Source organism: Streptomyces sp. NPDC004721, assembly GCF_053601495.1.
In genome coordinates, this window is record NZ_JBSGBZ010000022.1 from 104,639 (window position 1) to 116,439 (window position 11,801).

The 11,801-nt window shown below is 72.3% G+C and carries 10 protein-coding genes; 6 read left to right on the top strand and 4 right to left on the bottom strand.

The window, feature by feature from the left end:
* Positions 1-61: 61 nt before the first annotated feature.
* Both ACWEK3_RS21530 and map read right to left on the bottom strand, forming a co-directional pair.
* Entirely contained in the window at positions 62-2,620 is a 2,559-nt protein-coding gene (locus ACWEK3_RS21530; protein WP_450539682.1) for an ATP-dependent Clp protease ATP-binding subunit, read from the bottom strand.
* 214 nt (positions 2,621-2,834) lie between these two features.
* Positions 2,835-3,602: a type I methionyl aminopeptidase gene (gene map / locus ACWEK3_RS21535; RefSeq protein ID WP_450539684.1), complete on the bottom strand. Its 768-nt coding sequence runs from the start codon at positions 3,600-3,602 to the stop codon at positions 2,835-2,837.
* A gap of 43 nt (positions 3,603-3,645) precedes the next feature.
* Between map and ACWEK3_RS21540 the strand changes: the two genes are divergently transcribed.
* Positions 3,646-3,897, top strand: a complete 252-nt coding sequence (locus ACWEK3_RS21540; protein ID WP_361412138.1) for a helix-turn-helix domain-containing protein — start codon at positions 3,646-3,648, stop codon at positions 3,895-3,897.
* Between the two features lie 61 nt (positions 3,898-3,958).
* Here the strand turns inward: ACWEK3_RS21540 and ACWEK3_RS21545 are convergent, their stop codons facing one another.
* Together ACWEK3_RS21545 and ACWEK3_RS21550 are read right to left on the bottom strand one after the other, a co-directional pair.
* A complete protein-coding gene (locus ACWEK3_RS21545) occupies positions 3,959-4,741 on the bottom strand; it encodes an HAD family hydrolase (protein ID WP_453250351.1) in 783 nt (260 codons plus the stop codon).
* A gap of 269 nt (positions 4,742-5,010) precedes the next feature.
* A complete protein-coding gene (locus ACWEK3_RS21550; protein ID WP_453250352.1) occupies positions 5,011-6,024 on the bottom strand; it encodes a ScbA/BarX family gamma-butyrolactone biosynthesis protein in 1,014 nt (337 codons plus the stop codon).
* Positions 6,025-6,134: 110 nt separating this feature from the next.
* Here ACWEK3_RS21550 and ACWEK3_RS21555 point away from each other — a divergent pair, with 110 nt between their 5' ends.
* From ACWEK3_RS21555 to ACWEK3_RS21575, 5 genes are all read left to right on the top strand, one after another.
* Positions 6,135-6,773: a ScbR family autoregulator-binding transcription factor gene (locus ACWEK3_RS21555; RefSeq protein WP_450539690.1), complete on the top strand. Its 639-nt coding sequence runs from the start codon at positions 6,135-6,137 to the stop codon at positions 6,771-6,773.
* A 166-nt stretch (positions 6,774-6,939) separates the two neighbouring features.
* Positions 6,940-7,782, top strand: a complete 843-nt coding sequence (locus ACWEK3_RS21560; protein WP_141356879.1) for a nitrilase-related carbon-nitrogen hydrolase — start codon at positions 6,940-6,942, stop codon at positions 7,780-7,782.
* Complete coding sequence (locus tag ACWEK3_RS21565) at positions 7,779-9,062, top strand: aspartate aminotransferase family protein (RefSeq protein ID WP_453250353.1); 1,284 nt, start codon at positions 7,779-7,781, stop codon at positions 9,060-9,062. Before ACWEK3_RS21560 ends, ACWEK3_RS21565 begins: the two co-directional genes overlap by 4 nt.
* 133 nt (positions 9,063-9,195) lie before the next feature.
* A complete protein-coding gene (locus ACWEK3_RS21570; protein ID WP_453250354.1) occupies positions 9,196-10,782 on the top strand; it encodes a PucR family transcriptional regulator in 1,587 nt (528 codons plus the stop codon).
* A 155-nt stretch (positions 10,783-10,937) separates the two neighbouring features.
* Positions 10,938-11,780, top strand: coding sequence for a nitrilase-related carbon-nitrogen hydrolase (locus ACWEK3_RS21575; RefSeq protein ID WP_450539696.1), 843 nt, complete (start codon positions 10,938-10,940; stop codon positions 11,778-11,780).
* Positions 11,781-11,801 lie beyond the last annotated feature (21 nt).

Sequence of the window (11,801 nt, forward strand, 5' to 3'; positions counted from 1 at the left end):
TGAGACGACGGCCGGGGCCCGCCTCCTGGAAGGGAGAGCGGGCCCCGGCCGTTCACGCCGTTCACTCCGTGGGCGAAGGCGCGGGCTCCTTGTTCTGGGGGTCGAAGGTGAGCCGGTCGTCCTTCGCGTCCACCACGACCCGGCCGCCCTCGCGGACCCGGCCGGCCAGGAGCAGCCGGGAGAGCTGGTTCTCGACCTCGCGCTGGATGGTGCGGCGCAGCGGACGGGCGCCGTACTCGGGCTGGTGGCCGCGCCGGGCGAGCCAGTCGACGGCCGCCTCGGTGAACTCGACCGTGACGTCCTGCGCGTGCAGCAGCCGGCGCGTCTTCTCCAGCAGCAGGTCGGTGATCTGCCGCAACTGCTCGGCGGTCAGCTGGCGGAAGACGACGATCTCGTCGATCCGGTTGAGGAACTCGGGCCGGAAGTGGTCGCGCAGCGGCCTGAGGATCTGCTCGCGCCGCGCCTCCTCGTCCGCCTCCGCGCCGCCCGCGCCGAACCCGATGCCGGCACCGCGCCGGGTGATCGCCTCCGAGCCGAGGTTGCTGGTCATCACGATGACGGTGTGGGTGAAGTCCACCGTGCGGCCCTGGGAGTCGGTGAGCCGCCCGTCGTCGAGCACCTGGAGCAGGATGTTGAAGACGTCCGGGTGCGCCTTCTCCACCTCGTCGAGCAGCAGCAGCGAGTACGGGTGCCGGCGCACCACCTCGGTGAGCTGGCCGGCCTCCTCGTGACCGACGTACCCGGGCGGGGCGCCCACCAGCCGGCTGACGGTGTGCCGCTCCTGGTACTCGCTCATGTCCAGGCGGACCATGCGGTCCTCGCTGGAGAACAGGACCTCGGCCAGCGCCCGGGCCAGCTCGGTCTTGCCGACGCCGGTCGGGCCGAGGAACAGGAAGCTCCCGATCGGCCGGTCCGGGCTGGCCAGCCCGGCGCGGGAGCGCAGCACCGCCTCCGAGACCGCGCTCACGGCCTCCTCCTGGCCGACGACCCGCCGGTGCAGGTGCAGTTCCAGGCCGAGCAGGCGCTCCTTCTCCTCCTGGGTGAGGCTGCTGACGGGGATGCCGGTCTGCCGCGACACCACCTCGGCGATGGCCTCCGCGGTGACCTCCAGATGCTGCCCCTCGTCGGCCTCGCCGCCGCCGGTGGCCTGGCCGATCCGCTGCTTCAGCTCGGTGATCCGGTCGCGCAACTGCGTGGCCTGCTCGTACTGTTCGTCCGCCACCGCCTGGTCCTTGTCCAGGGTGAGCTGCTCGACGTCGCGCTCCATGGCCCGTACGTCGGTGCCCTTGGTGCGCGCCCGCAGTTTCACCCGGGCACCGGCCTGGTCGATCAGGTCGATCGCCTTGTCCGGCAGACGGCGCTCCGTCAGATAGCGGTCGGACAGCTGCACGGCGGCCACCAGCGCCTCGTCGGTGTACCGCACCTGGTGGTGGGCCTCGTAGCGGTCGCGCAGCCCGCGCAGGATCTCCAGCGCGTCCGCGACGGACGGCTCGGGCACCAGGATCGGCTGGAACCGGCGGGCGAGCGCCGCGTCCTTCTCGATCCGCCGGAACTCCTCCAGCGTCGTCGCGCCCACGATGTGCAGCTCGCCGCGGGAGAGGGCGGGCTTGAGGATGTTGCCCGCGTCCATCGCGCCGCCCTCGCCGCCCGCGCCGGCCCCGACGACGGTGTGCAGCTCGTCGATGAAGACGATCAGCCGCTCGGAGTTGGTGCGGATCTCGGTGACGATGTTGTTCAGCCGCTCCTCGAAGTCGCCCCGGTACCGGGTGCCCGCGACGACGCCCGTCAGGTCCAGGGCCACCACCCGCCGGCCGGTCAGGACGTCGGGCACGTCCCCGTCGGCGATCCGCTGCGCCAGACCCTCCACGATGGCGGTCTTGCCGACGCCCGCGTCACCGATGAGCACCGGGTTGTTCTTGCCCCGCCGGGAGAGCACCTCGATGGTCTGCTCGATCTCCTGCTCCCGTCCGATCACCGGGTCGATGCGCCCCTGCCGGGCCAGTTCGGTGAGATCGCGCCCGTACCGGTCCAGGGTCGGTGTCGAGGTGGACCGCTGCCGCTCCGTCCCGGGCGGCGTGGCGGCGTCCGGGGCTTCGGGCGGCAGGCCGGAGGAGGCGTACCGGGCCGCGTTCAGGATGTGCCCGGCCGCCGAGTCGGGGTTCGCGGCGAGCGCGCTGAGCACGTGCTCCGGACCGATGTAACCGGCGCCGCTGGCCCGAGCCATGTCGTGCGCGTCGAGGAAGGCGCGTTTGACGGCCGGGGTGAGCGAGAGGGAGGTCGGTGGCGGCGCCTCGCCCGGCGGATGCTGCACGGGGCCGGCCCGCTCGTCGATCTGCGTCGCGAGCGAGTCGGGGTCTGCACCGGACCGGCTGAGCAGACTGCGGGTGGGCTCGGTGGTGAGCGCGGCCCGCAGCAGGTGCTCGGTGTCCAGATCCCGGCTGCCGTGCTCCGCGGCGTACTGCGCCGCGCCCCGCACCAGCTCCCGGGCGGGCTGGCTCAGCAGCCGGCCGATGTCTATCTGCCGGGGGCCGGGGCGCGGTCCGCCGAAGAAGCGGGCGAAGAGTTCACCGAAGGGGTCGCGGTCGCGGTCGCCCTCCGGGCCGTTGAAGCCGCTGGTCATCGCTGTCCGTTCCTTCGCTGACAGTGGCTCCCGCCGGGTAACCGGTGTGGGGGTCGTTCATGCCACGATGGCACGAGTTCCTGCGGACGGCACACGGAGCGGCCGCCGGTCGCGGGCACTGTGCCGTCGTGTGGCTGCGGGTGCGTCGCGGCTGGTCGCGCCCGCGCGGCGGAGCCGCACCTCGATACGGCCCCGCGCCCCTTGAGCGGTGGCCCTACCGTTCCGTGAGGATGCGCGGGCCCGATTCCGTGATCGCCACCGTGTGCTCGACGTGGGCCGCGCGGGAGCCGTCGTCGGTACACAGGGTCCAGCCGTCCGGGGCCGCGTGGTAGCCGTCCGTGCCGCCGGCGATCAGCATCGGCTCGATGGCGAGGACCATGCCGTGGCGCAGGGGCAGGCCCCGGCCCGGCCGGCCCTCGTTCGGGACGCCGGGGTCCTCGTGCATCTGGCGGCCGATGCCGTGGCCGCCGAACCCGTCCGGGATGCCGTAGCCCGCCGCGCGGCACACCGAGCCGATGGCGTGGGCGATGTCGCCGATGCGGTTGCCGACCACGGCCGCCTCGATACCCGCGGCCAGCGCCCGCTCGGCGGTCTCGATCAGCCGCAGGTCCGCGGGGCGCGGCCGGCCCACGACGAAGCTGATCGCCGAGTCGCCGGCCCAGCCGCCGAGCTTCGCGCCGAAGTCCAGGGAGACGAGGTCGCCGTCGCGCAGCCGGTACCTCGTGGGGATCCCGTGCACGATCGCGTCGTTCACCGAGGCGCAGAGCACGGCGGGGAAGGGGGTCGGGGCGAAGGAGGGCCGATAGCCGAGGAACGGCGAGGCCGCGCCCGCCGCCCGCAGCACGTCGTGGGCCAGTTCGTCCAGCTCCAGCAGGGACACTCCCACGCCGGCGGCCTTGCGTGCGGCGGTCAGGGCCCGTGCCACGACCTGGCCGGCCTCGTACATTGCGTCGATCGACGTGTCCGTCTTCAGTTCCACCATGCCAATTACTATACCGGTATTTGAATCGCGGTAGGATGCCCGTATGGTGCGCACCCCCCTGACCCCCGAGGAGCGCGAGCGCGGCGAGCGGCTCGGCCGCCTGCTGCGCGCGGCGCGCGGCGAACGCAGCATGGCTCAGGTCGCGGCGAGCGCGGGCATCTCGGCCGAGACGCTGCGCAAGATCGAGACAGGCCGGGCCCCGACCCCGGCCTTCTTCACGATCGCCGCGCTGGCCCGGGTGCTGGGGCTGTCCATGGAGGAGTTGGCGGAGCGGAGCGCACTGGCCGGGGTGTGACCGTCCGCACCACCCGCGGTGGCCGTCGGCGCGGGGTGGACCACCGCGGGCGGTACGGGGCTCAGGGGGCGGACGTGGTGCCGGACCGGCTGGGGCCGCCGGGGGGCGGAACCGTGGGGCGGCCGGGCGCCACGCCGGGGGTGCCGGTCCTGAGCCGGACGGTTCTGGGGCGGCTGGCCGCCCAGGCCATCAGGCCCGCGTTGTCCAGCGCGCCCACCCACAGGTCGGCGAGGGCGGCGGCCTCGGGGCCCGGTCGCGGGCCCACCCCGACCACTCGGAGGCCGGCGTCCGCCGCGGCCTTCAGTCCGTTGACCGAGTCCTCCACGGCCAGCGTGTTGCCGTCGGCCACCCCCAGGCGGCGCACGGCCTCCGCGTAGGTGCCGGGGTGCGGCTTGGGGCGGACCTCCTCGTCGGGCACCACGATGTGCCGGAAGTGGTGCCGTAAGCCCACCGATTCCAGGGAGAACTCCACCACGTCGGCGGGGCAGTTGCTGGCCACGGCCAGCGGTGCGACCCGGCTCAGGATCGTCACCAGCCCCTTGGCTCCGCGCGCGGCCACCGGCTCGCGTGCGACGAGGGAGCGGAAGGTCGTCAGCAGCCGCTCGGTCATCTCCTCGGCGGCGTCCGGCCTCCCGGCGACGCGTGCCATGAGGGCGCCGCACTCGGTGTAGTGCAGTCCCTTCGCGCGTTCCGTGAAGTCCGGGCCGGGTTCGCAGCCGAAGTCCCGCAGGACGCTGACCCGGGCCTGTTGCCAGTGCTGTTCGGAGTCCACCAGCGTGCCGTCGCAGTCGAAGACGACGGCTTCGGGGGTCCAGTCGAGGTCGAACATGTGATGTGTGGCCATGTGCTCTTGCCGTTCTCTGGCGCGGGACGGACCTGCCGGAGGGCGGCGCGATCCGCCGGTCGTGGACGTCGGCGCCTGCCGTTCGTCACGCGTGTCAAAGCAGCGTGAAGTCGCAGGCGGACAGGGGTGGTTGAGGGGTGTGGCAGTCACACGCACCGCACTGCGTGGTTTCCGGGAATTCATCCGGAACCGGAAACATAATGAACGTTACGCTCCACTTGACCGGTCGCGGATATTCACTGCCGCAATACGCACGTGTGGGTGACACCTCACGGGTATCGCAATACGCCTTCGGCCGTGGTGGTGCCGCCCTGACGGAAAAGGAATTCGCCGGTGCGGCCCCGGGCGGAGCAGTCAATGACGGCGGGCGGGGCGTGCTCGGTGAACCGCAGGGCCGACATCCGGCAGGCGACGGGCCGCACGAGCCGCCCTCCGCTGCGCAGGGCGATCGCCTGCCGTGCCGCCTCCAGCAGGGCCGTCCCGGGCACGTGGTCCGTTCCGTGGTCGAACAGGAACGGATGGCGCGGATCGGCGGGGCACACCAGCAGCTCCTCGCCGGCCACGGCGACGACGGCGTCCGACTCCGACGCCAGCCCCAGCAGGGCGGGTTCGGGCCGCGGCCCGGCTCCGGACGGCCCGGCCGCGGCGGCGCCGGTCCTGAGCCGGTCGTAGCGCTCGGCGTCAAGGAACCGCGCCCCGCCCGCCGCGCGGGCGAACGGCCGCCGGCCGGCCAGGAAGTCGACCCGCATGCGCAGCCCGGTCAGCACGTTCCCGCCGTGGTCGGTGCGCAGGCCGCCCACCCGCACCAGGCAGGTGACCTCGCTGGCCCCGTGCGGTGCCGTGGGCTCCGCGTCCACGTCCAGGGCGTAGGACAGGTCGTCGATCAGGAAGCGGGCGGTGCGGGGCACGTCCAGGTGGCGCAGCGGGATGTAGATGCCGAGCTGGCGCAGGGTCTCGACGATCATCCAGGGGCTGTGCCGGTCGTCGCGTCCGCGCGGGAACGTGGGGTGCGAGCGCGGCCACGCGGCGGCGGCGCGGAAGGAGAGCGGACCGTGGGGGCGGACGTCGGTCAGCAACACCTCGGCCACCGAGGTCCGGTGGACCAGTTCGCGCTCGACCGTCCGGGACCGGCCGAGCGGGGAAGGGCGCGAAGGGCGGGAAGGGCGGGAAAGGAGGGAAGGGAGGGAAGGGCGGGAAGGGCGGGAAGGAGGGGAAAGGGCGGTGGGGTCGCCGGACCCGGTCGACGGGGTGCGGGAATCCCGCGTGCGCGATCCGGAGTCCATGGAAAAATGCTAATAAGACTATTAAGAGTTTCGCATGTTGGGCTCTCCCGGCCGGGCGGCAAAGGCCGATAGATTCCTCCTCGCGACGCACCTACGGACGAGGGAGACGCGTGCAGGAACGGGCGGAGGAAACCCGCGGAGCCGTATTGCAGGCAGCAGCTCACCTGTTCTTCGAACGAGGTTACGCGGGGACCAGCATCGCCGACATCAGCGCACGGTCCGGGCGTACCAGCGGGGCCATCTATTTCCACTACACCAACAAGGAACAGCTCGCCCTCGCCGTCGTCACGGCGCATTTCGCCGCCTGGCCGGCCCTGGTCGCACAGCACGAGTCGGTGCCCGAGCCCGCCCTGGAGAGGCTGGTGCGGCTGAGCTTCTCGGTGGCCCGGGCGTTCCGTGACGACGTCGTCGTACGCGCCGGCGCGCGGCTGTGGGCCGAGCGGCGGTCCATCGACGTGGAGATGCCCCCGCCGTTCGTGGACTGGATCGCCACCGTCGAACGCATGCTCGCCGCCGCCCGGAGCGAGGGAGGACTGGCCCCCGGGGCGGAGCCCGGCCGGGACGCCCCCACCCTGGTCGCCGCCTTCTTCGGCCTGCACACGCTCTCCGACGTCCTCGACGACCGCCTGCTGATCGAGGACCGCCTGGCCGCCCTGTGGCTGCTGCTGCTTCCCGGGCTCCAGGCCGGCCCGACGGCGCCCCACGAGCTGCTGGCCAGGGTGAGTGCCCCGGTCCCGGCCCCGTCGTGACGCCCTTCCCGCCGGCCGACGCGCTCGCCCACCGGAGTGCGAAACACGATCGACTTCGCGGGTTGACGACAATGGTCTTGGCAAGCCACGAGAAGAGGCTTACGTTCGTGCCTCTAGGCCTGTTCTACGGGCGTAGAGGCTCTGACGTACGTCGAAGGAGCAGCTCATGGCCAACGTCGTCCGTGCGGCCCTGGTCCAGGCCACCTGGACCGGCGACACCGAGTCCATGGTCGCCAAACACGAGGAGCACGCCCGAGAGGCGGCCCGTCAGGGTGCCCGGATCATCGGGTTCCAGGAAGTCTTCAACGCGCCGTACTTCTGCCAGGTCCAGGAGCCGGAGCACTACCGATGGGCCGAGCCGGTGCCGGACGGGCCCACGGTGCGGCGCATGCGGGAACTCGCCCGCGAGACCGGCATGGTGATCGTCGTCCCGGTGTTCGAGGTCGAGCAGTCCGGCTTCTACTACAACACCGCCGCCGTGATCGACGCCGACGGCAGCTACCTCGGCAAGTACCGCAAGCACCACATCCCGCAGGTCAAGGGCTTCTGGGAGAAGTACTACTTCAAACCCGGCAACCTCGGCTGGCCCGTCTTCGACACCGCCGTCGGCAGGGTCGGCGTCTACATCTGCTACGACCGCCACTTCCCGGAGGGCTGGCGGCAGCTCGGCCTGAACGGCGCCCAACTCGTCTACAACCCCTCCGCCACCCACCGCGGCCTGTCCGCCTACCTGTGGCAGCTGGAACAGCCGGCCGCCGCCGTCGCCAACGAGTACTTCGTCGCCGCGATCAACCGCGTCGGCCGGGAGGAGTACGGCGACAACGACTTCTACGGAACGAGCTACTTCGTCGACCCCCGCGGACGGTTCGTCGGAGACGTCGCCGACGACTCCAAGGAGCAACTCCTCGTCCGCGACCTCGACTTCGACGTCATCGAAGAGGTGCGGCAGCAGTGGGCCTTCTACCGCGACCGCCGCCCCGACGCCTACGAAGGGCTGGTGCAGCCGTGAGCGACCTGTATGACCGTCACCGGGCCGTCGCGCCCGACTGGCTGGCGCTCTACTACGAGGACCCGATCGAGATCACCCACGGCGAGGGCCGCCATGTCTGGGACGCCGACGGCAGGCGCTACCTCGACTTCTTCGGCGGAATCCTCACCACCATGACCGCGCACGCGCTGCCCGAGGTCACCAAGGCCGTGAGCGAGCAGGCCGGCCGGATCATCCACTCCTCCACGCTCTACCTCAACCGCCCGATGGTCGAACTCGCCGAGCGCGTCGCCCAGTTGAGCGGGATCCCGGACGCCCGGGTGTTCTTCACCACCTCCGGAACCGAGGCCAACGACACCGCCCTGCTGCTCGCCACCACCTACCGGCGCGGCAACACGATCCTGGCCATGCGCAACAGCTACCACGGCCGCTCCTTCAGCGCCGTGGGCATCACCGGCAACCGCGGCTGGTCCCCGACCTCCCTGTCCCCGCTCCAGACGCTCTACGTACACGGCGGCGTACGCACCCGAGGCCCCTTCGCCCACCTGAGCGACGCCGAGTTCATCGACGCCTGCGTCGAGGACCTCAGGGACCTCCTCGGCCACACCCGCCCGCCCGCCGCGCTGATCGCCGAACCCGTCCAGGGCGTCGGCGGCTTCACCTCCCCGCCCGACGGCCTGTATGCCGCCTTCCGGGAGGTGCTCCAGGAGCACGGCATCCTGTGGATCTCCGACGAGGTGCAGACCGGCTGGGGCCGCACCGGCGACCACTTCTGGGGCTGGCAGGCGCACGCGCGCGGTGGGCCGCCCGACATCGTCACCTTCGCCAAGGGCATCGGCAACGGCACGTCCATCGGCGGGGTGATCGCCCGCGCCGAGATCATGAACTGCCTGGACGCCAACAGCATCTCCACCTTCGGCGGCACCCAGCTCACCATGGCCGCGGGCCTCGCCAACCTCAACTACCTCCTGGAACACGACCTCCAGGGCAACGCCCGGCGCGTCGGCGGACTCCTCATCGAGCGGCTGCGGGCCGTCGCCGCCCAACTGCCCGGCGTGCGCGAGGTCCGCGGACGCGGACTGATGATCGGCGTCGAGCTGACCCGGCCCGGGACGGACGAGGCCGACCCGCAGGCGGCCACCGCGGTGCTGGAGGCGGCCCGGCAGGGCGGCCTGCTCATCGGCAAGGGCGGCGGACACAACACCAGCGCCCTGCGCATCGCCCCGCCGCTGTCCCTGACCGTCGCGGAGGCCGAGGAGGGCGCCGCGATCCTGGAGAGCGCGCTGCGCGCCGCGTACTAGTGCCGCGACAGGCAACGTTTGCCCGTGAAGGAGTGGCGTCCGGTGCGTGCTCTCGGCGACGGGGCGAACGTTGCCTGTCGGGGCGCTAGCGCCCCGGAGGTGGACCGAACCGCACAAAGAGGGGAACGTCGCCATGACCACCGCCTCGGACACACCCCCGGCCTCCTGGAACCCGCCGGAACCCGCTCTGTCGGTGCGCCAGGTGCTCACCCTGGAGCGGGTGCTCGCGGGGGAGCCCGAGGTGGTGGCCGGCGCCGGCCACCTCGACCGGCCCGTGCGCTGGGTGCACGTCGCCGAGGCCGCCGACGTCGGCGTGATGCTCACCGGCGGCGAGATGGTCCTCACCACCGGCGTGCTGCTCGCCGGCGACGAGGAGAAGCAGGCCGAGTACATCCGCTCCCTGCACCGCGCGGAGGCCGCGGCCGTCGTACTCGGCCTCGGCCGGGCCTTTCCCACGCCGCCGGACGTGATGCGCCGGGCCGCCGAGCGGTGCCAGCTGCCCCTGGTCGTCCTGCACCGCCCCTTCCCCTTCGCCGAGCTGACCGAGGAGGTCCAGTCCCGGCTGGTGCGGCGCAAGTTCGCCTCTGTCAGCCTGTCGGAGGCCGTACGCACCGCCCTCACCGCGCTGATCACGGTGGGCGCCCCGCTCCAGGCACTGCTCGACGAGATCGCCCAGCACAGCGCCTGCCCCGTCGTCGTCACCAACCTCGCCCACCGCGTCCTGGCCACGGCGGGGGAGCGGTCGGCGGTCGACGACGTGCTGCGGGACTGGGAACGCATCGCCCGGCAGGCCGGCGCGGGCCAGGGCGACGGCTGGATCCGCGCCGAACTGGGCGGACGCGGGGAACGGTGGGGACGGATCGTGCTGTGCGGCCACCGCGGCGACAGCGCCACCGGACGGCTGCTGGCCGACCGCGCCGCCGAGGCCCTCGTCCTGCACCGCATGCTCGGCGGCAACGCCGGCTGTTCCTGGGAGGAGCAGTCCGCGCAGAGCCTGCTCACCGACCTCGTCGGCGGAGCCGTACCGGCCCGGCAGCTGCTGCCCCGGGCACGGGCCGCCGGGCTGCCGGTCAACCGGCGCAGCTTCGTACCACTGGCCGTACCGGACGGCGACGTGGCCGGACTCGACCGGCTGCTGCGGCTGCTGGGCCTTCCCGGGCTGGTCGCCGAGCTGGCCGAGGGCGCCACCGCCGTGCTGCTCAGCCTCGCCCGCGACCAGGACGCCGATGCCCTCACCGAGCACTTCGCGGCCCGGCTGCGCGACGGGTCCGGCGCGGACCGCACGGTCGTCGCCGCCGCGGAGGCCCGCACCGTCTGGGACGACGTGCCCGCCGGGCTGCGCGAGGCCCGGCACGTCGCCCGGGCCGTGGCCGACTCCGCCGACGCCCTGGACCTCCCGGCCGTCGTACGCCTGAAGGACGTGCACCTGCGCGGCCTGGTCCGGCTGCTGCGCGACGACCCGCACGTGCAGTCCTTCGCGGAGCGGGAGCTGGACGGACTGCTGCGCCGGGCCGACGACGACCTGCTGTCCGTGCTGCGCACCTACCTCGCCACCGGGCGCAACAAGTCCCGCACCGCCCAGCTCCACCACGTCTCCCGGCCCGCGCTCTACCGCCGCCTGGAGTCCATACAGGCGTGCCTCGGGGTGGACCTCGACGACTTCGAACAGGCCGCCTCGGTGCACATCGCGCTCCTCGCGCACGACGCGCAACAGGAGTGAGCCGGAAGAACGGCCGGGAGAATGGCGGTGAGACATGGGACGGACCCGGAGTGACACGGTGGCACGCCCCGCCCCCGCAGACGTGACACGGTGCACCTCAAAGCGGAGCCGCCGGCTTTCTACGCTCCCGGCACATCCAGCGAGTGGAGGTCCCGATGAGCAAGGTGATCCGTGCCGCCCTCTTCCAGACCGCGTGGACCGGCGACAAGGAATCCATGATCCAGGTCCACGAGCAGGCGGCCCGCGACGCGGCCGCGCAGGGCGCCCAGGTGCTGTGCTTCCAGGAACTGTTCTACGGACCGTACTTCTGCCAGGTCCAGGACCCCGCGTTCTACGCGTACGCCGAGCAGATCCCCGAGGGCCCGATCGTCCGGCGCTTCCAGGCGCTCGCGAAGGAACTCGGCATCGTCCTGGTACTGCCGATGTACGAGGAGGAGCAGCCCGGCGTCCTCTACAACACCGCCGCCGTGATCGACGCGGACGGCTCCTACCTCGGCAAGTACCGCAAGACCCACATACCGCAGGTCCAGGGCTTCTGGGAGAAGTTCTACTTCCGGCCCGGCAACAGCGGCTGGCCGATCTTCGACACCAAGGCGGGCAGGATCGGCGTCTACATCTGCTACGACCGGCACTTCCCGGAGGGCTGGCGGGCCCTCGGACTGGCCGGCGCCGAGATCGTCTTCAACCCGTCGGCCACCTCGCGCGGACTGTCCGGCTACCTGTGGCAGCTGGAGCAGCCGGCGGCGGCCGTCGCCAACGAGTACTTCGTCGGCGCGATCAACCGGGTGGGCGTCGAGGAGTACGGGGACAACGACTTCTACGGCACCTCGTACTTCGTGGACCCGGAGGCGCAGTTCGTCGGCGAACCGGCGAGCGACAAGGACACCGAACTGGTCGTGCGCGACCTGGACCTGGCCAAGCTGCGCGAGGTCCGCGACCGCTGGCAGTTCTACCGCGACCGCGCCCCGGGCACGTACGAGCCGCTGACCGCGCCCTGACCGGGGACCCGCGACCCACCG

Coding starts and splice junctions, on each gene's coding strand:
- ACWEK3_RS21540 (WP_361412138.1), top strand. CDS start 3,646: ATGGTGCGCACCCCCCTGACCCCCGAGGAGCGCGAGCGCGGCGAGCGG.
- ACWEK3_RS21570 (WP_453250354.1), top strand. CDS start 9,196: ATGACCACCGCCTCGGACACACCCCCGGCCTCCTGGAACCCGCCGGAA.
- map (WP_450539684.1), bottom strand. CDS start 3,602: ATGGTGGAACTGAAGACGGACACGTCGATCGACGCAATGTACGAGGCC.
- ACWEK3_RS21550 (WP_453250352.1), bottom strand. CDS start 6,024: ATGGACTCCGGATCGCGCACGCGGGATTCCCGCACCCCGTCGACCGGG.
- ACWEK3_RS21530 (WP_450539682.1), bottom strand. CDS start 2,620: ATGACCAGCGGCTTCAACGGCCCGGAGGGCGACCGCGACCGCGACCCC.
- ACWEK3_RS21575 (WP_450539696.1), top strand. CDS start 10,938: ATGAGCAAGGTGATCCGTGCCGCCCTCTTCCAGACCGCGTGGACCGGC.
- ACWEK3_RS21545 (WP_453250351.1), bottom strand. CDS start 4,741: ATGGCCACACATCACATGTTCGACCTCGACTGGACCCCCGAAGCCGTC.
- ACWEK3_RS21560 (WP_141356879.1), top strand. CDS start 6,940: ATGGCCAACGTCGTCCGTGCGGCCCTGGTCCAGGCCACCTGGACCGGC.